This is a genomic window from Pseudomonas sp. P7548 (assembly GCF_013386585.1).
In the GTDB taxonomy this organism is placed as follows: Bacteria; Pseudomonadota; Gammaproteobacteria; order Pseudomonadales; family Pseudomonadaceae; genus Aquipseudomonas.
Genome location: NZ_JACARO010000038.1, coordinates 94,835 through 121,130 on the forward strand (window position 1 = coordinate 94,835; position 26,296 = coordinate 121,130).

The window sequence follows — 26,296 nt, forward strand, 5'->3', positions numbered from 1 at the left end:
TTGCTCCACGTTCGGGCAGCACAGGAGACCTGATTTACACAGCCTCTCCCGTCATGATGTGGCAACAACACATGAAATGCCAAGCGGCGCAGGAGATATCTGCCCGCCTGTGGGGACGCAATCGGCATCCAAACTAAAACGGTATTTACAGAAGCAACGCAATCCCGCCTCTCTAGCTGAAGGCAGACTAGCAGACTATTAGGAGGATCCATGAAAAGCCTAGCGCCGCATTCTAGTAGTCGAGTGATTATCTCAGGCGTCAAGCAACCCCACGGAGAAATACCTCCACTCTTGATTCGTATGCGATTTCGTCGCACCAGTTGATCGCATTGGTAGCACTCACCGTTGTTCCACACTTTGGCTTTCTCGAAGCCCTTCCTCCCTGATCGGCGATCAGCCGCAGTACGTGAATCCTTGGTCTTATCAACTCTATCCTCCCTGACCTTGATCGCATAGCCTGAATCGGACTGCTAATCAACAGCTACGCGCTTCAAGCTCATAAAATCAGTTGAAGGTCGTCCGATTTGCGACATGTACGCTTCAGGTTCAGGGAGCGGAACGCCTACCTCCAGTGCATCTAATAAGTCCGCCCAGTATTGCATCATCCTACGTCTCGGCTCGACGTATTCCGCATGATTGTATGCAGCTCGAATTTGGTTCGCATCAGCATGGGAAAGCTGCGCCTCAATCCACTCTTCTACAAAGCCAACCTCGTTGAGCGCCGTTGAGATGGTGGCCCTGATGCCATGCCCGGTGAGCCTTCCTTTGTAACCCATACGACTGATCGCGGTGTTAAGGGTATTTTCACTGATCATTTTCTGCGGTTCGTATCGGTGAACCAGCAGGTACCGCGCACCGCGCGCCCTTAACTGCATTAGCCGCTGCACAATTGCAATTGCTTGGGTAGACAGTGGAATCACATAAGATGGGATCTCATTCCCCTGGGTTCGAACACGACTCCGGAGTTGCTTCACACCCTCCGGCGGCACCAGCCAGATCCCCTTGTCGAGGTCGAATTGGTCTGGCGTCGCCGCCCGCAGCTCTCCTGTACGCACCCCTGTCAACAGCAAGAGACGAATACCAAGCCGTGTCGCTTCCGCACACCCATAATGGGTGACGGTCCTGAGCAGTCCTGGAAGTTCATTTACCTGGAGGAAGGGATTATGGCGAACTGGCCGCGGCGTCTCGGCAACGATATCAAGATCTGCTGCCGGGTTCACATCAACGACCCCTTCCGCCATGGCAAAACGAAAGATCTGGTTGAGCCAGGTGCGCACCTTTCGAGCAGAGACCAGCGCCCCTCTGCGCTCAATTCGCCTAATGAGCTCCAGCACGTCACCACGAGAAATATCTGAGATCGGAAGATCGCCTAAACACGGCAACATGTCCTTCTTCAGGTATTTGCTCGCTTGCCCTGCACTGCCCTTCTTACTTTTCGTCAGCTTTTTACTTCGAAACTCATGCCAGCGACCAGCAACTGCTTCAAACGTGTTGTTGGCGGCGTGAGAGGCTTTTTGGCGTTCGGCGCGACGATGTGAGCGGGGATCAATATTATTGGCCACCAGCGCGCGTGCAGCCTCTCTCCGCTGGCGAGCCTCCTTGAGACTGACGTCGGGATAGATACCAAGGGAAATACGCAATTGCTTGTCATGCCAATAGAAACGGAAATGCCAGCGCTTCGAACCCGTCGTGGGCACTTGCAGAGATAAGCCATCCCCATCAGTTAACGTATAAGGCTTGCTGGCGGGCTTGGCTTGCTTGATCGCTGTATCTGTCAGAGCCATCAGACACCTCCTTTTGCATCAAGGAGGGGAATACAATCAAGCAGTAGACGGACCAACGCGAAAATTGATGCGCAAGGAATCGTAAAAGGCTGTGCCAGCGGTGTACTTAAATGTGTACTTAAAAACCGTGGCTGGAGATGGATTCCGGTGGAATTCAGAAAACGAAAAAAGCGGCGCAAGGCCGCTATTTCCGTGACTTCCAGGCGTTCAGTGGGCCTTAGTGGAAGCAAATATGGCGCAGCGGACGGGACTCGAACCCGCGACCCCCGGCGTGACAGGCCGGTATTCTAACCGACTGAACTACCGCTGCGCGTAACACATGAAGCGAATGGTGGGTGATGACGGGATCGAACCGCCGACCCTCTGCTTGTAAGGCAGATGCTCTCCCAGCTGAGCTAATCACCCTTCGTTTCGGTGTGGCGCGCATTCTACGGAGCGACCTTGGGTCTGGCAAGCACTTTCTTAAATCTTTTTTTTGAGGCCTTCCAATGGCTTAGGCAGGGTTGGCCTGGGGCGCTATCAAGAGAATAATGCCCTCCTTTGTATAAAGGAGAGACTCACCCCATGTGGTTCAAGAACCTGCTTATCTATCGCCTGACCCAAGATCTGCCTGTTGATGCCGAGGCGTTGGAAGCGGCCATGGCCACCAAGCTGGCGCGCCCCTGTGCCAGCCAGGAGTTGACCACTTACGGTTTCGTCGCACCGTTTGGTAAAGGTGAAGACGCTCCCCTGGTTCACGTCAGCGGTGACTTCCTGCTGATCGCCGCCCGCAAGGAAGAACGCATCCTGCCGGGTAGCGTGGTGCGTGATGCACTCAAAGAGAAAGTCGAAGAAATCGAGGCCGAGCAGATGCGCAAGGTCTACAAGAAGGAACGCGACCAGATCAAGGACGAAATCATCCAGGCCTTCCTGCCGCGCGCCTTTATCCGTCGCTCGTCAACCTTCGCCGCCATCGCGCCGAAACAGGGCCTGATCCTGGTGAACTCGGCCAGCCCCAAGCGCGCCGAAGACCTGCTGTCGACCCTGCGTGAAGTGATCGGCACCCTGCCGGTTCGCCCACTCACCGTCAAAACCGCGCCAACCGCGATCATGACCGACTGGGTCACCACCCAGAAGCCGGCCGATGACTTCTTCGTCCTCGACGAATGCGAACTGCGCGACACCCACGAAGACGGCGGCATCGTGCGCTGCAAGCGCCAGGACCTGACCGGCGAAGAGATCCAGCTGCACCTGACCACCGGCAAGGTCGTGACCCAGCTGTCCCTGGCGTGGCAGGACAAGCTGTCCTTCATGCTCGACGACAAGATGACCGTCAAGCGCCTGAAGTTCGAAGACCTGCTGCAAGACCAGGCCGAACAGGACGGCGGCGACGAAGCCCTGGGCCAGTTGGATGCGAGCTTTACCCTGATGATGCTGACGTTCGGCGACTTCATCCCGGCGCTGGTTGAAGCGTTGGGCGGTGAAGAGACCCCGCAAGGGATCTAAGGCCTGCGGAGATCAAAATGTGGGAGCGGGCTTGCTCGCGAATGCGGTGCTTCAGTCACCAGATACATTGACTGGTCCACTGCATTCGCGAGCAAGCCCGCTCCCACATTTGATTGCATTCCACTTCCAGAAACCAATAACAAGGACATCCCCATGCGCGCACTCGCCGCCTTGAGCCGCTTCGTCGGCAATACCTTCGCCTACTGGGTGTTGATCTTTGCCGTGTTGGCGTTCCTCGAACCGGGCTGGTTCATCGGCCTCAAGGGCGCCATCGTGCCGCTGCTGGGCCTGGTGATGTTCGGCATGGGGCTGACCCTCAAACTCGAAGACTTCGCCGAGGTCGCCCGCCACCCGTGGCGCGTTGCCCTGGGCGTGGTCGCGCACTTCGTGATCATGCCCGGTGTGGCCTGGTTGCTGTGCCAGGCCTTCCACCTGCCGCCGGAAATTGCCGTCGGCGTGATCTTGGTCGGTTGCTGCCCAAGCGGCACCTCCTCCAACGTGATGACCTGGCTGGCCCGAGGCGACCTGGCGCTGTCGGTGGCCATCGCCGCCGTCACCACCCTCCTCGCCCCGTTGCTGACACCCGCACTGATCTGGCTGCTGGCCTCGGCCTGGCTGCCCGTTTCGTTCATGGAGCTGTTCTGGTCGATCCTGCAAGTGGTGCTGCTGCCCATCGTGCTCGGCGTGCTGGCGCAACGTTTGCTCGGCGAGCGCGTGCGCCATGCGGTGGAGGTCTTGCCGCTGGTGTCGGTGGTGAGCATCGTGATCATCGTCGCGGCGGTGGTTGCCGCGAGCCAGGCGAAGATCGCCGAGTCGGGCCTGTTGATCATGGCGGTGGTGATGCTGCACAACAGCTTTGGCTACCTGCTGGGTTATTTCACCGGCCGCATATTCGGTTTGCCACTGGCGCAGCGCAAGTCGTTGGCGCTGGAAGTGGGCATGCAGAACTCCGGGTTGGGTGCCGCCTTGGCCAGTGCGCATTTTTCGCCGTTGGCGGCGGTGCCCAGTGCGCTGTTCAGCGTCTGGCACAACATTTCCGGGGCATTGCTCTCGACCTACTTCCGCCGCATGAGCGAAAAGGAAGACCGTCGCGCACTGGAAACCACGCCGTAAACTTGATCGCCCGATCAATATTCGGCACTCTACCGAGCTTCGCGGGGACGACCTCGCGACGCTCTCAAGCGCCTAATCCGGGGACGACCCCACGTCTGTAGAGAGGGTCATCATGTCCTGGATCATTCTGTTTTTTGCGGGTTTGTTTGAAGTCGGCTGGGCCGTCGGCCTGAAGTACACCGACGGTTTCAGCAAGCCTTTGCCCACTGCCCTGACCATTGCGGCCATGGCGATCAGCCTGGGTTTGCTGGGGCTGGCGATGAAGGAACTGCCGCTGGGCACGGCCTACGCGATCTGGACCGGCGTGGGTGCAGTGGGCACGGTGATCGCCGGGATTATCCTGTTCGGGGAATCCATGGCGCTGTTCCGGCTGGCCAGTGTGGCGTTGATCATTTGCGGGTTGGTAGGGCTCAAGATCAGCGCTTGAAGCACTACCGCCTTCGCGGGCAAGCCCGCTCCCACATTTGGAATGCATTTCAAATGTGGGAGCGGGCTTGCCCGCGAAGAGGCCATCTCATTCAGCACGAACCTACCTGACGTTCCCCCGCAACCCGCCTACCGCCTCCTGCAATCGCGCGGGCGTCGGCCCGTCCACCGGCTCACCCGCCACCAACACCACCCGCGACCAGACCCGATGAAAGAACCCCTTCTTCGGATCGCGACTGAAGAAACTCCCCCACAACCCCTGCAGCGCCATCGGAATCACCGGCACCGCCGTCTCTTCCAGAATGCGCGTCACGCCACCACGAAATTCGTTCATCTCACCGTCGGTCGTCAGCTTGCCCTCCGGGAAGATGCACACCAACTCCCCTTCCTTCAGGTACTGCGCGATCCGCGTGAAAGCCTTTTCGTAGATCTGGATGTCTTCGTTGCGCCCCGCAATCGGAATCGCCCCGGCGGTGCGGAAGATAAAGTTCAGCACCGGCAAGCGGTAGATCTTGTAGTACATGACAAAGCGAATCGGCCGACGCACTGCGCCGCCAATCAACAGCGCATCGACAAACGACACGTGGTTGCACACCAGCAACGCGGCACCCTCATCCGGGATGGCTTCCAGGTTGCGATGCTCCACGCGGTACATGGAATGGCTGAGCAGCCAGATCATGAAACGCATGGTGAACTCGGGGACGATCTTGAAGATGTAGGTGTTGACCGCGATGTTGAGCAGCGACACCACCAGGAACAACTCGGGGATCGACAGCTTGGCCACGCTGAGGAGCAGGATCGACACGATGGCCGACACCACCATGAACAGGGCATTGAGGATGTTGTTGGCCGCGATCACCCGCGCCCGCTCGTTCTCGGCAGTGCGCGACTGGATCAACGCGTACAGCGGCACGATATAGAAGCCGCCGAACACCCCCAGGCCGAGGATATCGAACAACACCCACCAGGCCTGGCCGTAACCGAGCACGGCCAGCCAGTCATTGGCCTGCACGTTCTGCGGGAAACCACCCGAATGCCACCACAGCAACAGGCCGAACACGGTCAGGCCGAACGAACCGAACGGCACCAGGCCGATTTCGACTTTGCGCCCGGAAAGCTTCTCGCACAGCATGGAACCCAAGGCGATGCCCACGGAGAACACCGTGAGGATCAGCGTCACCACGGTTTCGTCGCCGTACAGCCACTCTTTGGCGTACGCCGGGATCTGCGTCAGGTAGATCGCGCCGACAAACCAGAACCACGAGTTACCAACGATGGAACGCGAAACCGCCGGTGTCTGCCCCAGGCCCAGGCGCAAGGTGGCCCAGGATTCGCTGAAGATGTTCCAGTTCAGGCGCAGCCCCGGAGTCGATGCTGCCGCCCGTGGAATGCTGCGACTGGCCAGGTAACCCAGCACCGCCACGCCGAGGATTGCCACGGACACCACCGGTGCGTAATGGGTAGACGACATCATGATCCCGGCACCAATGGTGCCGGCCAGGATCGCCAGGAACGTGCCCATTTCCACCAGGCCGTTGCCGCCGACCAGCTCATCTTCATGCAGGGCCTGGGGCATGATCGAATATTTCACCGGGCCAAACAGCGCCGAGTGGGTGCCCATGGCGAACAGCGCCAGCAGCATCAACTCCAGGTGGTTGAACATGAACCCGGTCGCGCCCACGGCCATGATCACGATCTCGCCAATCTTGATCGCGCGGATCAACGCGTCCTTGTTGAATTTCTCGCCAAACTGCCCGGCCAGCGCCGAAAACAGAAAGAACGGCAGGATGAACAGCAGCGCGCACAGGTTGACCCAAATCGAGCGGTCACCGTCGATGGTGAGCTTGTAGAGGATGGCGAGGATCAGCGATTGCTTGAAGATGTTGTCGTTGAAGGCGCCCAGCAACTGGGTGACGAAAAACGGCAAGAAGCGCCGTGTGCGCAGCAAAGTGAATTGCGAGGGGTGGCTCATCGTCCATGTACCTGCGTGGCCTGTTGGGCTTTTATTAAAAACAGGCCACGACTTTACCTAATCCCGCTTACTTATTCCCTAGTCCTGCAATGCATGGGGAAACAAAAAGCTCACCTTTATAGGCACCCTGCACCGTGCGCTTGGCAACAATCAGCCACATCAGCGCCAAGGCCACCACCAGCACGCTGCCCATCACATTGAAGAAACCCAGGTGCAGCACGTTCGCCAGTTTCAGCGTCGCCAGGGCATACACCCCCAGCGGGAAGGTAAAGCCCCACCAGCCGAGGTTGAACGGGATGCCGGCGCGCAGGTAACGCAGGGTGATCAGTACGGCGATCAGCATCCACCATAAACCAAACCCCCACAGCGTGATGCCCGCCACCAGGCCCAGGCCGTTGGCCATCTCACCGACACCGGGCAAGCCATTGGCCGCAAAGATCGCCGGTGCGTCACCGCCAAGCAAGAGCATGCCAAGGGCGCCGGTGCCGATGGGGCCCAGGGCCAGCCAGCTGGAGGCGGCCATATTGGCGTGGGGCAATTTATGCAGGGCCATGCGCAGCATCAGGATGGTCAGGATGCTGAACGCCACCGGCAGCGAAAACGCCCACAACACGTAGCTGGTCACCAGCATCACCAGTTGCGAATGGGCGTCTGCCAAGTGCGGCGCGAGCAAGCCGCCGCTGGCGGCGGCCACTTCGGCGGCAACCACCGGCAATAGCCAGACGGCGGTCATCTGGTCGATGCTGTGCTCCTGGCGGGTGAACATCATGAACGGGATCAGCACGCCGCAGGCCAGGGCCATCGCCACGTCCAGCCACCAGATCACTTCGGCCAGGGCGATCACACTGTTGCCCCAGCGCGGCAGGCCGAACAGCAACAAGCCATTAAGGATAGTCGCCAAACCCATCGGGATGGTGCCGAAGAACATCGAGACGGTGGAGTGCCCGAAAATCCGCCGCGCCTCGTGGAAGAACATCACCCAGCGGGCGGTGTACAAGGCGCTGAACAACACGAACAAGCCGATGGTGAACATCCACAGCGCTTCGGCAATGGCATGCAGGCCTGGCACGTTGACGGGCAACTGGGCCAAGGCCAACGCCAGTACACCGGTGCCCATGGTGGCGGCAAACCAGTTGGGGGTGAACTGGCGGATCACTTCCCGTGGTCGGGTCAGGTGACTGAAGGGTTTGTAGCGGAGGGTCGTCGAGCAGGTCATGGTGGTATTCCTCTTCCTCGCATGAGGTTGAGACCATCATAGAACCCTATCGAATATCTATATAACGGGTAATATCTCTATCTGTTATCTACTTTGCAGATATACGATCAAACACTGCCTTCGCATTCGATTACCAGGATTCGTGCCGGGCCTTGTGGATGCGCCACATGCTCGGTGCCGACACTGGCGTAGAAGATATCCCCCACCGCCAGCTCTGCCACGTGCTCAAAGCCGTTATCGCGGTAATGCATGTGCACCCGGCCATCGAGCACCACGAAGACTTCTTCACCGTCGTTGATGTGCCAGCGATACGGCTGGTCGGTCCAGTGCAGACGGGTGGTGATGCCGTTCATGTTGGCGATGTCCAGCGCCTCCCAGGCACGGCTGCCGGTGAAGTCCTTGCTGCGGATGATCTTCATGCGTGAACCTCGATCAGGCGGTACGGGTGGCGATTATTACCCATCAAGCGCCCGTCGTCGCCCTAGCCCGCGCCGAATCCTGCATCAGCAAGCCGCCCAAGGCACCGAGGGCCAGCACGATCAACACCGCGCCGTAGCCGTCGGTGGTCACGATCAGGCCAAACACCCGGCTCAGGTTGCCGGCCAACAGCGCCGGCAGGCAGAACGCCAAGTAGCTCAGCACGTAGAACGCCGACATCAAGCCCGCCCGTTCATGGGGTAACGCCAACCCGACGATGCTGCGAATGCTGCCCATGAAACCGCCGCCAAAGCCAAAGCCCGCGATCACACTGGCGACAAAGAACAGCCACAGGCTGGCGCTCTGCACGGCGACCAACAGCAACGCCACGCCGACAGCCAGCAGCAGTGCGGACAAGCGCATGACTTTGTCAGCCGGGTATTCGCGCAGGCGGTAGATCATCACCGCGCCGCTCAAGGTCACCACCGCCACCAGGCCGCCGCCGATCAAGTGGGAGGTCGAACCCGTTGCCGCCCGCACCAGCGAAGGGGCGAGGGACGAAAAGAACCCACCCAACGCCCACACCGCCACGTTCAGGGGCATCGCCAGCCACAACGCACGGCGGGCCTGCGCGGGCACATGCAGGGTCGGCGCGAGGGATTTCAAGGCCCCCGGGATACGGCTGACGGTTTCGGGCAAACGCCACACGTACAACACCTGCAACACCATCAAGGCGAGCATCACCAGGTAGATGAGCTGGGTCGGGTGTGGCGCGAATTCCACCAGCAAGCCGCTGCCCAAGCCGCCACTGGCCATGCCCAGCAACGGCGCCAGGCTGTTGAGCATAGGGCCGCGCAGGCGGTCGGTGTCGAGCAATGTGGCACTCAATACCGCCGTCGCCGTGCCGGTGGCGAAACCTTGCAGGGCGCGTGCGGCAATCAGGTAGGCGGTGCTGTCAGCGTTGATAAACAGCAGCATGGCCACGATATTGAGCAGCAAGGCGACGAAAATCACCGGCTTGCGCCCTAGGTAATCCGACAGCGAGCCCACGGTCAGCAGCGCCGCCAGCAGGCTCACGGCGTACACGCCGAAGATCACCGTCAGCATCGCCGCCGAAAAATGCAGATTGTCCTGATACACCTGATACAGCGGCGTCGGCGCACTGGAGGCGGCGAGAAAGGTCAACACCGTGACGACCAGAAACGCCAGGTTCGAACGGTTGGAAGTAGGACTGGACATCGGCACGCTCCGCTAAAGCTAACATTTTGCTTTTGCAGAGTGTGCTACCGGAAAGCGCTTAAAGCAAATTCTTTGTGTTAAGGTTTTAGGCATGGCTATTAAAGAAGGTCTTCGCCCGGGGGGCCGCAGTGCCCGGGTCCAGGAATCAGTGCACAACGCCACGCGCGAACTGCTGGAGGCTCACGAGCGCTCCAGCGTGACGGTGCCGATGATTGCTGCGCGCGCGGGCGTCACGCCCTCCACTATCTATCGACGTTGGGGCGACCTTTCCGTGTTGCTGGCGGATGTCGCCTTGGCACGCATGCGCCCGGACAGCGAGCCGGCCAATACCGGCAGCCTGCGTGGCGACCTGCAGGCCTGGGCCGAGCAATACCTGGATGAAATGAGTTCGGAGCCGGGGCGCAACATGATGCGTGATCTGCAGTGCATGATCACGCCCGGCTACTGTGTGAGCATCCTGAGCGGGCAGTTGCAGGCAATTGTCGATCGTTACCCGGACCCGACCCCGCCGAGCGTGGATCATTTGATCAACCTGCTCGCCGCGCCGACGGTGTTTCGCATCCTGTTCTCGACCGCGCCGCTCTCGGTGCAAGAGCTGCACACCCTGATCGAGCTAGCCCTCAAGAAATAAAGGCCTCACACAAAACCCATGTGGGAGCGGGCTTGCTCGCGAATGCGGTCAGTCAGTTGATACATTCATTGACTGATACACCGCATTCGCGAGCAAGCCCGCTCCCACATTTTTTGACCGTGTTGAGGTCAGTGCTTACGTGCGCATCCCACGCCCGCTCACCAGCAACTTGGCACAGCCGATATACAGCACCACGGTCGCCACGAGCATGAACGTGATCGCCACGCTGATCTTGATGTCCGACACCCCCAGGATGCCGTAGCGGAAGGCGTTGACCATGTGCAGCACCGGGTTGGCCAGCGACACGGTCTGCCAGAACGGCGGCAACAGGGTGATGGAGTAGAACACCCCGCCCAGGTAGGTCAGCGGCGTCAGCACGAAGGTCGGGATGATCGAAATATCATCGAAGTTGCGTGCAAATACCGCGTTGATGAACCCCAGCAGCGAGAAGATCGTTGCCGTCAGCACCACCACCAGCAAGGTGACCCCTAGGTGATGCACCTGCAGGTGGGTGAAGAACAGCGACAGCAAGGTGACGATCACCCCCACCATCAGGCCGCGCAGCACACCGCCCAGGGTGTAGCCGATCAGGATGGTATGCGGCGATACCGGCGATACCATCAGTTCCTCGATGGAGCGCTGGAACTTGCTGCCGAAGAAGCTGGAAACCACGTTGCCGTAGGAGTTGGTGATCACCGACATCATGATCAGGCCCGGCACGATGTACTCCATGTAGGTGAAGCCACCCATGTCGCCGATCTGGCGACCGATGAGGTTACCGAAGATCACGAAGTACAAGACCATGGTGATCGCCGGCGGCAGCAGGGTCTGCGGCCAGATCCGGGTAAAGCGCTTCACTTCGCGGTAGACGATGGTTTGCAGCGCGACGATGTTGGGTTGCAGTTCGGAACTCATACCGCCACCTTCGCCAGATTTTTCTCCACCAGGGACACGAACAACTCCTCAAGGCGATTGGTTTTGTTACGCAGGCTCAGCACTTCGATACTCTGGGCTGCCAGTTGAGTGAACAGCGCCGTGATACCCATGGCCTTGTCCACCTGGACTTCCAGGGTGTGGCTGTCCACCAGGCGGCTCGGGTAGCCGAGCAGCTGCGGCGGCGCCGACAGGTTGTTCTTCAAGTCGAGCAGGAAGGTTTCCACATGCAACTGGCCCAGCAGGTTACGCATGCTGGTGTTCTCGACGATGGTGCCATGGTCGATGATGCCGATGTTGCGGCACAGCTGCTCAGCCTCTTCCAGGTAGTGGGTGGTGAGGATGATGGTGATGCCCTTCTCGTTCAGCTCGGTGAGGAAGGTCCACATCGAACGGCGCAGCTCGATATCCACACCGGCCGTTGGTTCATCGAGGATCAGAAGGCGCGGCTCGTGCACCAGGGCGCGGGCAATCATCAGGCGCCGCTTCATGCCACCGGACAGTGAACGCGAAGGCACATCACGCTTGTCCCACAGGCCCAGCTGGGTCAGGTACTGCTCGGCGCGCTCCTTGGCGACTTTCGCCGGGATGCCGTAGTAACCGGCCTGGGTCACGACGATGTCGAAGGTCTTTTCAAACTGGTTGAAGTTGAATTCCTGGGGCACCACGCCGATGGAGCGCTTGAGCGCCGCCGGGGATTTGTCCAGGTCATGACCAAAGATATTCACCGTGCCGCTGGTCTTGTTGACCAGTGTCGAGAGGATACCGATGGTGGTGGATTTGCCGGCACCGTTGGGGCCGAGCAAGGCGAAGAAGTCACCTTCGGCAACGTCCAGATCGATACCACTCAGGGCCTGGAAACCGTTGCCGTAGGTTTTGGTTAGCTGCCGGATGGACAGAGCGGAACTCATATCGGATTACGCACCAAAGAAGGGAATTGGAAGAATAGATGAGGGCGCAGCGCGCGTATTCAACGGCGGCGCATGACAACCATGTTGGCTGCCCGCGCCGCACAAGTACAGTCACCTGTATTAATAGTCAGTATTAAGTCAACGCGGTCATGACCGCTTTGCGATAGGCCGGGCGCTGTTGCAGGCGCTGGTACCAGGCCTCCAGATGAGGCATCGACGGACGCTCGATGGGCATTTCAAACCAGGCGTAGGCAAAGCAGCCCAGGGGGATGTCGCCCATGCCGATCTCGTTGCCCGATAGATACGGCTGTGTGGCGAGGGCCTGGTCGACGGTCTTGAGCACATCGATGCAGGTTTGGCGCCCGGCGTTGATGCTGTCCCAGTTCTGCTTGTCGGCCGGGGTGCGCAGGATGCCCCAGAACACAATCTTGAACGGTTCGGCGAGGGTGGACGTGGTCCAGTCCATCCACTTTTCAGCGTTGGCACGCGCCTTCAAGTCGGTGGGGTACCAGTTGGAACCTTCCTTCGCGCAGAGGTAGCGCACGATGGTGTTGGACTCCCACAGCACAAAGTCGCCGTCTTCGATCATCGGCACCCGGCCATTGGGATTCAGTGCCCGGTATTGCGGGGTGTCGACCACACCAAAAGCCCCGCCCGCATCAATTGCCTCATAGTCCAGGCCGAGTTCCTCGGCGCACCACAGTGCTTTCCTGACGTTTGATGAATTTTTACGACCCCAGATTTTCAGCATGACCGCGCCTTATCGTTGATGAACATGGCTTGATGAACGCAGCAGCATACGCCGGTTCACGCGCGGCTTAAATCGCTCTGCATGTCGCCCAGCAGCTCTGGCATGTCCTCGGCAAACAGGTGCGGGTAACACTGGCGGATATGGGCGAAGAAAAACGCCTCGGGCACGTCGGGAAACTGCCCGTGGTCCAGCACATATTCCATCGAGCGCTGGCCCTGGCGGTTGAACGCGTGGAACACGCTGTCATGCAGGCCATCGAACGCCAGCGGCGGCACGTCGAACAGTTCACACAGTTGGCTGTTGAACGCCGGGGTCGCCTTGACCCAGCGTCCGCGCAGGTACAGCTCGGTGTAGCCATGCATGGCGAACACATCGCTCTTGAGCAACGCGATCAGGCGCGGCGTCGACAGGTGGTTGCGCACGTCGGCCAGGCCGATGCGCGCCGGTATGCCGCAGTGGCGGGCACAGGCGGCGAGCAAGGTGGCCTTGGGCACGCAGTAGCTCTCACCGGTGGCGAGGGCGAAGCTGGCGTTGAGGGTGCCTGGGTCACGGCTGAAGGTGTACGGGTTATAGCGAATCGCCTCACGCACGGCGTAGTAGAGACTGACTGCCTGGTCACGCAAATCTGCGCTGGGACCGCGATGTTTTTCGGCGAACTCCACCACCGCAGGGTGGTCACTATCGATGAAGCGGCTGGGACTGAGGTACGTATCCATGGGCGTTATCTCCGAAGCAAGCCTGGAGTGTAACGACAGGTTTGCCCTGTAGATAACGACGATTCGGCCAAATGTCGGCGCCTGCCGACCGGTGCTTCCCGTACAACTCGTAACACCCCGATCACCGCGCTTTTTCGGATGCCGACTAAGCTCCTTGGTGATTTCGCCCCTGGTTTCACGGAGGATTGAATATGCTGTTGTTGTGGATACTGGTTCTGGTGGTCGGCATTGCCTACCTGGCACACCGCCGCACCGCGCCGCTGCCCGCCCTGGGTGTGGTCGCCGTCTACCTGCTGGCGATGGGCGCCTGGAGCCACGCACCGGGTTGGCTGCTGCTGATCTTCTGGGTGTTGCTGGCGGCTGTCGCAGCACCGCTGCTGCTGCCGGACCTGCGCCGCCAATACTTCACCAAGCCGCTGTTCAGTTGGTTCCAGAAAGTCCTGCCGCCCATGTCCGAGACCGAGCGCGATGCCATCGACGCCGGCACCGTATGGTGGGATGGCGAGCTGTTCAGCGGTCGCCCCGACTGGGACAAATTGCTGGCCTACCCCAAGGCGCAACTGACCGAAGAAGAGCAGGCCTTTATCGACGGCCCCACCGAAGAACTCTGTGCCATGGTCAGCGACTGGGAAATCGGCCAGGCCATGGACCTGCCGCCCGCCGCTTGGGAGCACATCAAGACCCATGGCTTCTTCGCCCTGATCATTCCCAAGGAATATGGCGGCAAGGGTTTCTCCGCCTACGCCCACTCTCAAGTGGCCATGAAACTCGCCACCCGCAGCGGTGACCTGGCCTCCACCGTGATGGTGCCCAATTCCCTCGGCCCGGCCGAATTGCTGCTGCATTACGGCACCGACGAACAACGCAACCATTACCTGCCGCGCCTGGCCCGTGGTGACGATATCCCTTGCTTCGCCCTCACCGGCCCGCTGGCCGGCTCCGATGCCGGCGCCATGCCCGACACGGGTGTGATCTGCAAAGGTGAATGGGAAGGCAAGGAAACCCTCGGCCTGCGCCTGAACTGGGAAAAACGCTATATCACCCTTGGCCCGGTTGCGACCTTGTTGGGCCTGGCCTTCAAGGCCCATGACCCGGACCACCTGCTGGGCGAGGAAGAAGACCTGGGCATCAGCTTGGCGTTGATTCCTACCGACACCCCGGGCGTAGAAATCGGCCGCCGCCACCTGCCCCTGGGCGCCGCGTTCATGAACGGTCCCAACTCCGGCAAGGATGTGTTCATCCCGCTGGAGTTCCTGATCGGCGGCCAGGAGATGCTCGGCAAGGGCTGGATGATGTTGATGAACTGCCTGTCGGTCGGGCGTTCTATTTCGCTGCCTGCCGTCGGCACTGGCGCGGCCAAGTTCACCAGCCTGGTGACCGGCCAATACGCCCAGGTGCGCGAGCAGTTCAACGTACCGCTGTCGGCCTTCGAAGGTATCCAGGAAGCCCTGGCGCGCATCGGCGGCAACGCCTGGCTGATGGACAGCGCGCGCATGCTCACCGCCAATGCCGTGGACCTGGGTGAAAAACCCTCGGTGCTGTCGGCGATCCTCAAGTACCACCTCACCGAACGCGGCCGCGAATGCATCAGCCACGCCATGGACGTGCACGGCGGCAAGGGCATCATCATGGGCCCCAACAACTACTTGGGCCGCAACTGGCAAGGTGCGCCGATCTTCATCACCGTGGAAGGCGCGAATATCCTCTCGCGCAACCTGATGATCTTCGGCCAGGGCGCCATCCGTTGCCATCCGTTCGTGCTCAAGGAGATGGCCCTGGCCGGTCGTGAAGACCATGACCAGGCGTTGAAGGAGTTTGACGGCCTGTTGATGCAGCACATCGGCTTTGCCGTGAGCAATGCCGCCAGCACGCTGGTGCTGAACCTCGGCATCGGTCACTTCGAGAAAGCGCCGGGCAACCGCTTGAGCCAGGGTTACTTCCGTGCGCTGAACCGCCAGGCCGCCGCCTTCGCCCTGCTTGCCGACCTGAGCATGATGTTGCTGGGCGGCGAACTGAAGCGCCGCGAACGCCTGTCGGCGCGCCTGGGCGATGTGCTGAGCCACCTGTACCTGGCGTCGGCCGCGCTCAAGCGTTACCACGACCTGGATTCGCCGGACCATCTGGAGCCGCTGTTCACCTGGGCCATGGAAGAAAGCCTGGGCCAGTCGGAACGTGCGCTGGATGAACTGCTGAGCAACTTCCCGAACAAGGTGCTCGGTGGCCTGCTGCGGGTGATCGTGTTCCCGTTCGGCCGTCGCCACACCGGGCCGTCCGATGCGCTGGATGCCGAAGTGGCTGCGGTGATCGGCCGGGCCAAGGGCGACCCGACTCTCGAAGAATTGTTGGCCGGTTGCTACCGCCCACAATCGACGGACGATCCGGTGGGAGCCCTGCAACACGCGTACGACTTGCTTGGCGCCAGCCAACCCCTGCAGAAAAAACTGCACCAGGGCCTCAAGAGCGGCCAGGTCAAACCGGCGGCTGGCGAGCATGCCATCGATGCCGCGCTGCACGCTGGCGTGTTGCAACCGGCTGAAGCGCAGACCCTGCGTGACGCCGAAGCGGCACGACGCAAGGTGATCGACGTGGATGATTTCAGCAAGGAAGAGCTGACACAGGCCGAGGGTAAAGTCCGCTGATCCCGGCGGTCATATAAAAACGGGCGTGAGGGTTATATACTCTCGCGCCCGTTTTTGCTTTAGAGGACTTATCTCGTGTCCAACGTCGTTGCCGATCATCTCGTCTTGCTCGACCACCTGCGCAGTATCCTGGTTGCCGTCGGCGAAGCCGAACAGGTTCCCGAGGAAAGCCACTCGCTGTTCCTGGAGCGCTTCGACGAATTGCGCGCCCTGCTGCCGATCGACCCGATCGAAAGCCAGTACCTGGGCCAGGACCTGATGAGCCAGGTCATCCTGCGCTACCCACAAATCGCCCACCTGGTGCCGCGCGACCTGCTGTGGTTCTTTGGCGGCGACTGCCTGCACTTCATGCCCGACGAAGAGCTGGACCTGTACCAGGCCCTGGAAGAGCGTCGCTTCGAAGCCGAGCAGAACGACGAGCCGTTCGACTGGAACCAGGAGAAGCAGCTGCTGGCCATGTCGGACGACCAGAGCAAGCACTGACTTTTAGACCGCAGGGCAATCTAAATGTGGGAGCGGGCTTGCTCGCGAATGCGGTGGATCAGTCATTATTCTCAGCGACTGACACACCGTATTCGCGAGCAAGCCCGCTCCCACAGTTTTACCGCATTTCTACCTTCGGCGCAGTGTAGGTTCGCGCGCCATGCACTCCACCAGATAATCGATAAACACCCGCAGCTTGGGCGGCAGGTACCGCGTGGGCGAATGCAGCAGCCAGGCCTCGCCATGGTACGAGGCGATAAAGTCCCACGCCGGCAACACCTGCACCAGGCTCCCCTCCTCCAGCGCATGGCGCGCGGTGAAATACGGCAAGCTGCCAATCCCCACATGCTGCAACACTGCATCCAGCCGCACGCCCGTGTGGTTCGCCGCATACCGCCCGCGTACACCCACCGTCACCGCCTTGCCGCCCTGGCGAAACTTCCAGCGTGAATCTCCCGGTGTCTCTCCCAGGTAGATACAACTGTGCTCAAGCAGATCATGAGGGTGACTCGGTGTGCCGTGTTCGGCCAAGTAATGCGGCGTGGCGCACAGCAAATGCTCGATGGGCAGCAACTGCCGCCCGACCAACCCCGGTGGCGGGCTGTCGGTGATGCGGATGCTCAAGTCGACGTTGTCGTCGATCAGGTCCACCTGGCGGTCTTCAAGGATCAACTGCACATCCACCTTGGGGTAGCGCCGCAGGAACTCCGGCATATGCGGGTGCACCACGAACCGCCCCACCGCCTTGGGCACGCTGACCCGCACCAGGCCTTCCGCCTCGTGGGTGAACTGACCGCTGATCTCCATCACCGAGCGAGCCGCGTTGACCATTTCCTGGCAACGCTTGAACACCTCTTCACCGCCTTCGCTCAAACGCAATTTGCGTGTGGTGCGCTGCAGCAGCCGCGTGGCCAGCGCCTTCTCCAGGCGCGAGATGCTGCGGCTCACCGCCGATGGAGAAACGCTCAATTGTCGCGCCGCTTCGGAGAAACTGCCGGTTTCCACCACCTTGACGAAAATCGCCATCTCGCCCAACAGTGGCAAAGGAAGATTAATGCTCATGACGCACAGGTCCATTGATAATTGAGCGGATTATCACCCATCTGCGCACTATTTATACTGCCCACAGAACCCTGATGCGGATGTAGACGATGACCGAGCGCCTGTTTTTTACCCACGACCACCTGACCGCCGAGCTGGAGGTGCTGAGCTGCACGCCCCGCGAGGATCAGTTTGCGGTCATCGTGCAGTCGACAATTTTTCACCCCCAGGGTGGCGGACAGCCGTTCGACACCGGCTGGCTCGGTGACAGCCAGGTGCTGCGCGTCACTCAGGAAGCCGATCGCGTGGTGCATTACGTGGATCAACCTGTACAACCCGGCCCGATCACCGCGCGGGTCGATGCACAACGCCGCGCCCTGCACACGCGCCTGCATTCAGCCGGGCATCTGATCGGCAACGCCGGTGAACGCCTGGGCTGGATGCCGATCAAGGCGCACCACTGGCCTGGCGAGGGCAAGATCACCTTCATCCGTGGGGAAGCGGCACAAGCCATGGACGCCGAAGCCCTTCAGCGTCAGGTCGATCAGTGGATCGCCGCGGATTACCCGCGCCATATGACCCTGGAAGACGGCACCCGCGAAGTCGGCTTCGGCGAATTACCTGCCTATGCCTGCGGCGGTACCCATGTGCAGGCGCTGGGCGAACTGGGCCAAGTGACCATCCTGGCCCTGTCCGAGAAAAAGGGGGCGCTGTCGGTGCGTTACAGCATCAATGACAACATTGTCGTTTGATCGCCCCAATCCCGTAGGAGCCGGCTTGCCGGCTCCTACAGAACCGTGGCGCCGGGGCGGCCGGGCTCGACGACGAAGGACTGCAGGGTGGAGAGCGTGGCCAATGGGTCACGCGGGTCGCTGATCGCACGCAGGTGGGTGAGCATGCGCTGCTCCTGCAACTCCACCGAGACATACCCCCGCTGACGGCTGTCGAAAAACTTCACATGGGGGTTGAGCGGCAGAATGGCTTTGTACGGCTCATAGGGCGGGCCGTCGGAGGTCACCGATGAACCGACGAACTCGGTCGCCACCACCGGCGAGCCCAGGTCACCGGCGTCTGCATGCAGGTCCGTGACCCAGAACGAATGAATATCGCCGCCCCAGAACACCGAATTCTTCAGACGGTGCCGCTGGATGGACGCCAGCATGCGCTCACGATTGGCCATGTAGCCATCCCATCCATCCGTCCAGCGCCCCGGCTTGTGGTTGGTCAGGTCGCGCTGGATCAACGGGGCGACGAGCAGGTCCTGTGCGATCACGTTCCACTGCGCAGGGGACTCGGCAAAACCTCGGTCCAACCACGCCTCTTGCTCCCAGCCGAGCATCGTGCGACGAGGGTCGCGCAGGTCGGTACAACTGTTGTCGGCGATGTGCCCCTGGTGGCTGCCATTGGCGAGGATGCACGGTTGCTCGGAGCGGTACTGACGGCCATCCAACACGTGGAATCGCGCCAGTCGGCCGTAGTCCAGGCGCCGGTAGATACGCATGTCCGGCCCCTTCGGCAGGCTGCTGGCGCGCAGTGGCATATGTTCGTAGAAGGCCTGGTAGGCGGCTGCCCGCTGCTTGAGGAATTGCGCCACCGGGATCTTCGGGTCCTGGGACCAGCGGTTGGCGTAGTCGTTCTGCACTTCGTGATCGTCCCAGGTCGCCACACTCGGCGCGGCGGCGTGCAGGGCTTGCAGGTCTGGATCGGTTTTGTACAGGGCATAGCGGTTGCGATAGTCGCTCAGGCTCACTGCATTGCCGTTGCCATGGGGGCGAATGACCTTGCCCGAATCAGCCGCATAGGAACTGTCGTAGATGTAGTCACCGAGGAAAAACACCAGGTCCGGCTGCTCAGCCGCCAGGTGGCGATACGCGCTGAAGTAACCGCGTTCCCAGTGCGAGCACGACACAAACCCTAACCGCGCCGACACCATCGCCTGCATAGGCGGCGTAGTACACGCACGGCCTACCGGGCTCTGCGCGCCCAGGCCTTCGAACTGGTACCAGTACGGCCTGCCCGCTTCCAGCCCCGCCACTTCCACATGCACCGAATGGGCAAAGCGTTCCGTCGCCGAGGCTTCGCCCTGCTTCACAATGCGCGTCATGGCCGCATCGCTGGCCACCCGCCAACGCACTGGCACCGGGCGGCTCAACCCGCCTCGACCATCCCCGGCATTGAACAGCGGCGCCAGGCGCGTCCAGATCACAAACCCATCGGGCAACGGGTCACCGCAAGCCACGCCCAGGGTGAACGGATAGTCGACCCCGGCACTGCGCGCAAACGGGCTGAGGATCGAAAAAGCCGAAGCAACCGCCAGCCCCGTGAGAATGCGCCGACGGCCATGGTTCACCTCGCCGCTCATGTGCGCGCCTCCCAGTCTTCGCGCAGCGCGGCGAAACCGAGCAAGTCTTCATACACGCCGTTCTTGAGAAACGCCCCGCGCATGCAACCCTCATAGCGCAGGCCGATTTTTTCCATCACCCGTGCCGATTCCTTGTTGCGACCAAAGCACTGGCTGCCCACCCGATGCAGCCCGAGCTGCGTGAACCCGTAACCCGTGACCGCACTCGCCGCCTCGGCGGCATAGCCCTGGTTTCGACAGCTTGCCGCGACCCAACCACCGAGGTGGCCATAGTGATGCCGCGCATTCAGACGCAAGCTGACCATGCCGATCAGCTCGCCACTTTCCCGCAGGTGCATCCCGAGGCTGAGCAGGTCGCCCGCACGAAATTTATCGCCCATCGCGCCAATAAATTCCTGCGCCGTTTCCAGCGTGTAGGGCGACGGAATGTTCGCGGTGTTGTCGGCGATTTTCGGCCCGTTGGCGAGGCCAAAAAGGGTCTCGGCCTGGGTCATTTCCAGCGCCCGCAATAGTAGTCGCGGAGTCGCCAAATGAGGCAGTGCGGTCGGCATACAGAGGGGCTCTCGAGATAAATTCTTCAAGAATGTAGCCCCTGTGTGTCATTTGCATTACGTCATAAAACTGCAAGGTAAATCGTCTGAAAGACGCGTCCTAGAGCCCTAAAAACGTCAATTAAAGTTAACCAATCGGTCATTTTTGGTTGTTAGCGTGTCGCCCCTAATTCAACGACGGGGTAGCGGAATGAGAACCTGGGATGAACCCAAGAAGCGCAAGGCACACATCGAATTGATCCCGATGATCGACGTGATGATGTTCCTCCTGGTGTTTTTCGTACTCGTGAGCTTGAACGTGATTCCGGCCCTCGGCATGAAGACTCAATTGCCCAGCGCGAGCAGCTCGCAGCAGCTCAAACCACAGAACAAATTCATCCTGACGTTGGGCCTGGAAGGCCAGCTGCAACTCGACGGCAAGGACCTCACGGTGGACGCCCTGGTACCGGCATTGAAGGCCGCCGAGAAGCCCGATACCAAGTCGACGATCATCGTCAATAGTGACAAGGGCGTTGAGGTTTCGCGCCTGGTGGAAGTGATGGACACCCTGCGCCTGGGTGGCTTCACCTCCGTGTCCATTGCCACGCGTAAGTCCTGATCATGTACGTCCTGTTTCGTGCGCGTCAGCTGCTGGGCAGTGTCCCGGCCCTGATCGCCCTGGTGCTGATTGCACTGGGTATCCAGTCCCAGACCTTGAAGGTCGAACCCAAGTACGACGAGTCGGCGGTCGAGCTGGCGTTGGTCGAACCCGAGCCGGAAGTCATCCCGGAACCGGTGGTGGAACAAGAGCCGCCACCGCCGGTGATCGAGGACGAAGAGGCCGAGCCGGCCCCGCCGCCGCCGCCGCCCAAACCGCAGCCAAAACCCAAGCCTGAGCCCAAGCCAAAACCTGTGCCCAAGCCCGTGGTCGCCAAGCCAACCCCAACACCGACGCCACCACCGGTGGCCGCCAAACCGGCCCCCGCCGCCGTGGCCCAGGCCGCGCCGACACCCGCACCGCCGGCGCCGCCGAAAGTCGACGGCCAGGCGCTGGAAGGCGGTTACCTCAAGGGTTTGCGCAACGAGTTGGACACCTACAAGCAGTACCCCACCGGGCGCCAGGCCTCCCTAGAACGCCCCAGCGGCGAAGTGGTGATCTGGCTGCTGGTGGACCGCCAGGGTCGCGTTCTGGATTCCGGCTTGCAGACCCAGGCCTCGAGCATGTTGCTCAACCGGGCCGCCACCAACAGCTTGCGTCGTATCAAGCAAGTCAAGCCGTTCCCCGAGCAAGCCTTCGGGGGGCGCAATGAGCAGCGCTTCACCGCCACCTTCAACTACAGCGTGCAATAAGCACCCGACACCAGGACGACAGTGATGAGGTTCACACGGATTCATCTGGCACTCGTTGCCGCAAGCATGGGCCATGGAATGGTCATGGCCGACACCAACGACAGCGACGTCGGGACGATTGGGGTTCAAGGCAAGGCCACGGCAGGTGGCGGCTACATGGTGCAGGAAGAAAGCATCAAGGGCCGCTCCACCGTGACCAAGGAAGCGCTGGATAAGCAGACCGCCACCGGTAACGCGATCGACAAGCTCAAGTACACCCCGGGCCTGAACATCTCCAGCGAAGACAACACCGGCCTGTCGGGTTTCCGCTTCACCATGCGCGGGCTCAACTCCGACCAGGTGGGGATGTCGGTGGACGGCATGCCGATCAACGACTCCGGCAACTACGCGCTCTACTCCAACCTGCTGGGCGACCCGGAAAACATCGAGCAGATCTTCGTCACCCAAGGCTCGGCGGAAGCTGACGGCCCGCACATCGGTTCCAGCGGCGGCAACATCGGCATCGTGACCATTCGCCCGACCAAGGAAACCGGCGCGTTCGTCAAACAGGTCATGGGCAGCAACGCCACCCGCAAGACCTTTGCCCGGCTCAACAGCGGCGAGATCAACGGCCTGAGCAACTGGCTGTCGGTGTCTCATACCGAAGGTGACATGTGGCGCGGCTCGGGCGCCGTGCGGGCGGACAAGGTGGAGTGGAACAGTTTCTTCGACGCCGGCAACGGCAACACCGCCAACCTGATCCTCAAGTACCACGAGCAGGACAACAACAGCTACAGCCAGCTCACCAAGGGCCAGTTCCAGCAGAACGGCCGCAAGTACGACCCGTACCCTGCCACGCCGACCGTGGGCAGCAACGGCAAGGTCAACAGCTACTACGCCCTGGCGCAGAACCCGTTCCAAACCTTCACGGGGGTGCTCAATACCCAATTCAAACTGGCTGACAACCTGGCGTTGTCGGTGATCCCGTATTACTACTGGGGCAACGGCAGCGGCGTGGGCTCGAACAGCTACGCGCTGAACCGCGGCTCCAACGCGGGCGGCGTGTTCGACTTGAGCAACCTGCCGACCGCGGCGCAGTACAACGCCGACGGTTCCTCAACCACCGGCGTGTACTACCGCCCTTCCCGCACCCAGACCTGGCGCCCGGGCATCACCACCAAGCTGAACTGGGACCTGGAAGAACACAGCCTGCAATTCGGCTACTGGTATGAGCGTGCGCGCCAGAGCCAGACCCAACCGTTCATTGCCCTCAAGAGCAACGGCAAGCCAACCGACACCTGGCCAGACGGCAACGCCGTGGTCGATGCCAACGGCAACACCGTGCAGGGTCGCGACCGCTTCACCGTCACCCCGGCGCAAAAAGTCTGGGCCCAGGACACCTGGTACATCAACCCGGACTGGACCCTGGTGGTGGGCCTGGCCTACATGAACGTCGAGCGTGATGGCACCAACCATGGCAGCCTCACCGAGCAGGCCGAGAAGCGTAACCAGACCTACAACAAGCTGCTGCCCAACGTCGGCCTCAAGTACCAGCTCGACGAACGTGACCAGTTGTTCTACAGCCTGTCGCGCAACATGCGTATCCCGCAGAACTACGTGCTGTACGACAAAGGTGCCGGCTCCATCGACGCCAAGCCGGAAACCAGCTGGAACCACGAGTTGGGCTGGCGCTACACCGATGAAGACATGACCGTGGCCGCGACCTTGTTCTACATGCAGTTCAAGGATCGCCAGGTGTCGTCCAAAGACATCAACGGCGACTTCGCCGACATCAACGCCGGTGCCGTCAACAACAGCGGCCTGGAGCTGGAATGGAGCGGCCTGCTGCCGAACCACTTCAACTACTACACCTCCTACACCTACACCAAGGCCGAGCAACAAGATGACCTGACCGTCTACAACGCCGGCAAGGCCATCCTGTTGCCCACCAGTGGCAAGCAGTTCGCCAACGTGCCGAAAAACATGCTGGCCGCCAACATCGGCTACGACGATGGGCGCTTCTACGGCACCTTCGGCGGCAAGTACACCAGCAAGCTCTACGGCGACCTGACCAACGACGAGGCGATCTCCGGGCGCACCGTCTTCAACGCCGGCGCCGGTATCTACCTGCCGGTGGACAAGAAGGTGGTCAAGGACGCGACTCTGCGCCTGAACGTCGACAACCTGTTCGACAAGAAGTACCTGGACGGCGTGTACACCACCAAGACCAACTCGGCCACCTACGGCGGTTTCCGCGACGGCGACCCGGCGTACATCGTGGGCCTGGAACGCACCGTGACGGTTTCCCTGGAAGCCAATTTCTAACTGCGAGGTAAGTGAACATGGACATGAATGTGCTCCACGACATCACGTTTTATGTGATGTATGCCGCGATGGCCATCGCGATCTTTATCACCATCGAACGCGGGATTTTCTTCGCCTATGTGCGCCGTCAAGCGCGCGCCTTGACCGAGGTGCTGGGCCCCAACGTGCACAGCGAACGCGACCTGCCGGAAAGCTTGACCCGTCGCGACAGCCTGCCGTTGACCATGGTGCGGCCGGTGCTGGCGCAAAAAGCCAGCCACGGCTCGCGCAAGGACCTGGATGACGTGATCGAAACCCAGTACCTGACCACCCGTGCGCCATTGGCCCGCAGCCTGTGGATCATCGAGACCATCACCACCGCCGCCCCGCTGCTGGGCTTGCTCGGGACCATCCTGGGCATCATCGACACCTTCAAGGCACTGGCCAGTGCCGGCGTGTCCGACCCGGGCCAGATCTCCGGTGGTATCGGTACGGCCTTGTTCGCCACCGGCCTGGGGATCGCCATCGCGCTGTTCTGCGTGGTGTTTCACAACTTCTTCCAGGACAGCCTGGAGCGCATCAACGACCAGCTGAAAATCCTGCTGATCCGCGCAGCCACCGGTGCCCGTGTGCAGGGTGAAGTCCCACACCTGGTACCGACCCCGCTGCACAGCCGCACCGCGTAATGGTTCGGGCGGGCGCGCAATGCGCCCGCCATTTTTTACGAAGAGATCCCTATGCCCATTCCCTTGAAATTGCGTATCGCAGGCCTTGCCGGTTTGCTCCTCAGTCCGCTTGCCCAGGCGGACTTTTCAATTGCGGGTTTTGAACTGGTGCACACCGTGCCCGTGGACACCGCGCTGGGTACCGCCGATTTGCGTCAACCGGGACCGGTGTGGATCGAGCTGTTCGACGGCGCAAAAACCTCCATCGACATCGGCCAGTTCTACGCGGCCGATCACCCAGGTTCGGTGATGGACAAGGTGATCGAACACCTGGAAGCCGCAGGCAAACGCGGTGTGAAGATTCGCTTTTTGCTGGAAGAAAAAGGCATCAAGTTGTCGGAAGCCTCCACCCTGGAACGCTTGCGCGCAATCCCCAACCTGACCTTCCGCGTACTGCCTTACGGGCAACTGAGCGGCGGCATCATCCACGCCAAGTACATGGTGGTGGATGGCAAGCAGGCGTTCATCGGCAGCCAGAATTTCGACTGGCGCTCACTGGAGCACATCCACGAAACCGGGCTGCGCATCAGCGACGCCAGCGTGGTCGGCCAGGTGCAGGCCATATTCAACCAAGACTGGAACGCCCAGGCCGCCCTGGCAGCGCACAAGCCCGTACCGCTGCCGGCAAAAGGCGCAGAGCCTGCGCGCACCGGCAACTACCTGGTCGCCAGCCCGCAACGCTACAACCCGCCGGGCGTGGGTGACTCACAGCTGGAACTGCCACGCTTACTGGGCGAGGCGAAAAAAGAAGTGCGTGTGCAATTGCTCGACTATGCACCGCTGTCCTACGGACCTGACCGGACACGTCCGTACTACGCAGTGATCGATAATGCCGTGCGCGCTGCTGCGGCGCGGGGGGTGGCGATCAAGCTGATGGTGTCCAACTGGAACACCGACAAGCTGGAACTGCCCTACCTCAAAAGCCTGGCCGTGCTGCCTAACGTGCAGATCAAAATCGTCACCCTGCCCGAAGCCAAGCAAGGGTTTATCCCCTATGCACGGGTGATCCACAGCAAGACGATGGAGATCGATGGGCAAGTGGCGTGGGTGGGCACCAGTAACTGGCTGGGTGGTTATCTGGATAACTCGCGCAACCTGGAAGTGGTGATGCGCAGCGAGGCGATGGCCAAGCGTGTCGGGGAATTACACGAGCAATTGTGGGATGGCCCCTACGCTAGAGCCTTGAACGTGACCGAGGAGTACCCAGAGCCCCATCCTGGCCAGCATTGACCAAGAACACCTGACTAATGGTAGTGTGTGGAAATGTTTCTGACAGATTAATCAGAAAT

24 protein-coding genes and 2 tRNA genes are annotated in these 26,296 nt (G+C 60.8%); 12 read left to right on the plus strand and 14 right to left on the minus strand.

Annotated features, from left to right (window positions below; translation table 11 throughout):
- Nucleotides 1-470: 470 nt before the first annotated feature.
- From HX803_RS16110 to HX803_RS16120, 3 genes are all read right to left on the minus strand, one after another.
- Complete coding sequence (locus HX803_RS16110; RefSeq protein WP_016976651.1) at nucleotides 471-1,784, minus strand: integrase arm-type DNA-binding domain-containing protein; 1,314 nt, start codon at nucleotides 1,782-1,784, stop codon at nucleotides 471-473.
- Nucleotides 1,785-2,017: 233 nt separating this feature from the next.
- Nucleotides 2,018-2,094, minus strand: a tRNA-Asp gene (locus HX803_RS16115).
- 19 nt (nucleotides 2,095-2,113) lie between these two features.
- Nucleotides 2,114-2,189 (minus strand) — tRNA-Val (locus HX803_RS16120).
- 159 nt (nucleotides 2,190-2,348) lie between these two features.
- Here HX803_RS16120 and rdgC point away from each other — a divergent pair.
- The 3 genes from rdgC to sugE all read left to right on the plus strand — a co-directional run bounded on the left by rdgC (nucleotide 2,349) and on the right by sugE (nucleotide 4,809).
- Nucleotides 2,349-3,269 carry a recombination-associated protein RdgC gene (rdgC, locus tag HX803_RS16125; RefSeq protein ID WP_010211632.1) on the plus strand — a complete coding sequence of 307 codons (921 nt, stop codon included), beginning with the start codon at nucleotides 2,349-2,351 and terminating at the stop codon, nucleotides 3,267-3,269.
- A gap of 153 nt (nucleotides 3,270-3,422) precedes the next feature.
- Complete coding sequence (locus tag HX803_RS16130) at nucleotides 3,423-4,382, plus strand: bile acid:sodium symporter family protein (RefSeq protein ID WP_178921865.1); 960 nt, start codon at nucleotides 3,423-3,425, stop codon at nucleotides 4,380-4,382.
- 112 nt (nucleotides 4,383-4,494) lie between these two features.
- Nucleotides 4,495-4,809, plus strand: a complete 315-nt coding sequence (gene sugE, locus HX803_RS16135) for a quaternary ammonium compound efflux SMR transporter SugE (RefSeq protein WP_017136389.1) — start codon at nucleotides 4,495-4,497, stop codon at nucleotides 4,807-4,809.
- Between the two features lie 102 nt (nucleotides 4,810-4,911).
- Here the strand turns inward: sugE and HX803_RS16140 are convergent, their stop codons facing one another.
- The 4 genes from HX803_RS16140 to HX803_RS16155 form a co-directional block, all read right to left on the minus strand.
- Nucleotides 4,912-6,780, minus strand: a complete 1,869-nt coding sequence (locus HX803_RS16140; protein WP_178921866.1) for an MFS transporter — start codon at nucleotides 6,778-6,780, stop codon at nucleotides 4,912-4,914.
- Between the two features lie 67 nt (nucleotides 6,781-6,847).
- Nucleotides 6,848-7,996 (minus strand): TDT family transporter, encoded by a 1,149-nt coding sequence (locus HX803_RS16145; protein ID WP_178921867.1) that lies wholly within the window; start codon nucleotides 7,994-7,996, stop codon nucleotides 6,848-6,850.
- A 107-nt stretch (nucleotides 7,997-8,103) separates the two neighbouring features.
- Nucleotides 8,104-8,415: a cupin domain-containing protein gene (locus tag HX803_RS16150; RefSeq protein ID WP_176996441.1), complete on the minus strand. Its 312-nt coding sequence runs from the start codon at nucleotides 8,413-8,415 to the stop codon at nucleotides 8,104-8,106.
- A 43-nt stretch (nucleotides 8,416-8,458) separates the two neighbouring features.
- Nucleotides 8,459-9,652 (minus strand): MFS transporter, encoded by a 1,194-nt coding sequence (locus tag HX803_RS16155; RefSeq protein ID WP_178921868.1) that lies wholly within the window; start codon nucleotides 9,650-9,652, stop codon nucleotides 8,459-8,461.
- Nucleotides 9,653-9,743: 91 nt separating this feature from the next.
- On the opposite strand from HX803_RS16155, the gene HX803_RS16160 reads away from it, so the two are divergent.
- A complete protein-coding gene (locus HX803_RS16160) occupies nucleotides 9,744-10,283 on the plus strand; it encodes a TetR/AcrR family transcriptional regulator (RefSeq protein WP_178921869.1) in 540 nt (179 codons plus the stop codon).
- Nucleotides 10,284-10,418: 135 nt separating this feature from the next.
- On the opposite strand, the gene HX803_RS16165 is transcribed toward HX803_RS16160, so the two are convergent.
- The 4 genes from HX803_RS16165 to HX803_RS16180 all read right to left on the minus strand — a co-directional run bounded on the left by HX803_RS16165 (nucleotide 10,419) and on the right by HX803_RS16180 (nucleotide 13,594).
- Entirely contained in the window at nucleotides 10,419-11,198 is a 780-nt protein-coding gene (locus HX803_RS16165; protein WP_178921870.1) for an ABC transporter permease, read from the minus strand.
- Nucleotides 11,195-12,127: an ABC transporter ATP-binding protein gene (locus tag HX803_RS16170; protein ID WP_176996445.1), complete on the minus strand. Its 933-nt coding sequence runs from the start codon at nucleotides 12,125-12,127 to the stop codon at nucleotides 11,195-11,197. The genes HX803_RS16165 and HX803_RS16170 overlap by 4 nt, the downstream gene beginning before the upstream one ends.
- Before the next feature lie 133 nt (nucleotides 12,128-12,260).
- Nucleotides 12,261-12,878, minus strand: coding sequence for a glutathione S-transferase family protein (locus tag HX803_RS16175; protein WP_178921871.1), 618 nt, complete (start codon nucleotides 12,876-12,878; stop codon nucleotides 12,261-12,263).
- Nucleotides 12,879-12,934: 56 nt separating this feature from the next.
- The gene (locus HX803_RS16180; RefSeq protein WP_178921873.1) at nucleotides 12,935-13,594 is read right to left on the minus strand and encodes a transglutaminase family protein; all 660 of its coding nucleotides are present in this window, start codon (nucleotides 13,592-13,594) and stop codon (nucleotides 12,935-12,937) included.
- Between the two features lie 191 nt (nucleotides 13,595-13,785).
- Here HX803_RS16180 and HX803_RS16185 point away from each other — a divergent pair, with 191 nt between their 5' ends.
- Both HX803_RS16185 and HX803_RS16190 read left to right on the plus strand, forming a co-directional pair.
- Complete coding sequence (locus HX803_RS16185; RefSeq protein WP_178921875.1) at nucleotides 13,786-16,233, plus strand: acyl-CoA dehydrogenase; 2,448 nt, start codon at nucleotides 13,786-13,788, stop codon at nucleotides 16,231-16,233.
- A 75-nt stretch (nucleotides 16,234-16,308) separates the two neighbouring features.
- Nucleotides 16,309-16,716: a PA2817 family protein gene (locus tag HX803_RS16190; RefSeq protein WP_178921877.1), complete on the plus strand. Its 408-nt coding sequence runs from the start codon at nucleotides 16,309-16,311 to the stop codon at nucleotides 16,714-16,716.
- 129 nt (nucleotides 16,717-16,845) lie between these two features.
- Here HX803_RS16190 and HX803_RS16195 read toward each other — a convergent pair whose 3' ends face one another.
- Nucleotides 16,846-17,778, minus strand: coding sequence for a LysR family transcriptional regulator (locus HX803_RS16195; protein ID WP_178921879.1), 933 nt, complete (start codon nucleotides 17,776-17,778; stop codon nucleotides 16,846-16,848).
- Nucleotides 17,779-17,867: 89 nt separating this feature from the next.
- On the opposite strand from HX803_RS16195, the gene HX803_RS16200 reads away from it, so the two are divergent.
- Nucleotides 17,868-18,509: an alanyl-tRNA editing protein gene (locus HX803_RS16200; protein ID WP_178921881.1), complete on the plus strand. Its 642-nt coding sequence runs from the start codon at nucleotides 17,868-17,870 to the stop codon at nucleotides 18,507-18,509.
- Nucleotides 18,510-18,544: 35 nt separating this feature from the next.
- On the opposite strand, the gene HX803_RS16205 is transcribed toward HX803_RS16200, so the two are convergent.
- Complete coding sequence (locus tag HX803_RS16205; RefSeq protein WP_178921883.1) at nucleotides 18,545-20,119, minus strand: alkaline phosphatase; 1,575 nt, start codon at nucleotides 20,117-20,119, stop codon at nucleotides 18,545-18,547.
- On the minus strand, nucleotides 20,116-20,670 hold the full coding sequence (locus HX803_RS16210) for a GNAT family N-acetyltransferase (RefSeq protein WP_178921885.1): 555 nt from the start codon (nucleotides 20,668-20,670) through the stop codon (nucleotides 20,116-20,118). The genes HX803_RS16205 and HX803_RS16210 overlap by 4 nt, the downstream gene beginning before the upstream one ends.
- 190 nt (nucleotides 20,671-20,860) lie before the next feature.
- Here HX803_RS16210 and HX803_RS16215 point away from each other — a divergent pair, with 190 nt between their 5' ends.
- Genes HX803_RS16215 through HX803_RS16235 form a run of 5 tightly spaced genes read left to right on the plus strand, consistent with a single transcriptional unit; the run spans nucleotide 20,861 to nucleotide 26,237 of the window.
- A complete protein-coding gene (locus tag HX803_RS16215) occupies nucleotides 20,861-21,268 on the plus strand; it encodes a biopolymer transporter ExbD (RefSeq protein ID WP_005786670.1) in 408 nt (135 codons plus the stop codon).
- Between the two features lie 2 nt (nucleotides 21,269-21,270).
- Nucleotides 21,271-21,999 (plus strand): energy transducer TonB, encoded by a 729-nt coding sequence (locus tag HX803_RS16220; protein ID WP_176996454.1) that lies wholly within the window; start codon nucleotides 21,271-21,273, stop codon nucleotides 21,997-21,999.
- Between the two features lie 24 nt (nucleotides 22,000-22,023).
- Nucleotides 22,024-24,303 carry a TonB-dependent receptor gene (locus HX803_RS16225; protein ID WP_178921887.1) on the plus strand — a complete coding sequence of 760 codons (2,280 nt, stop codon included), beginning with the start codon at nucleotides 22,024-22,026 and terminating at the stop codon, nucleotides 24,301-24,303.
- A gap of 17 nt (nucleotides 24,304-24,320) precedes the next feature.
- Nucleotides 24,321-24,968, plus strand: a complete 648-nt coding sequence (locus tag HX803_RS16230; protein ID WP_178921889.1) for a MotA/TolQ/ExbB proton channel family protein — start codon at nucleotides 24,321-24,323, stop codon at nucleotides 24,966-24,968.
- Between the two features lie 51 nt (nucleotides 24,969-25,019).
- Nucleotides 25,020-26,237 (plus strand): phospholipase D-like domain-containing protein, encoded by a 1,218-nt coding sequence (locus tag HX803_RS16235; RefSeq protein ID WP_178921891.1) that lies wholly within the window; start codon nucleotides 25,020-25,022, stop codon nucleotides 26,235-26,237.
- Nucleotides 26,238-26,296 lie beyond the last annotated feature (59 nt).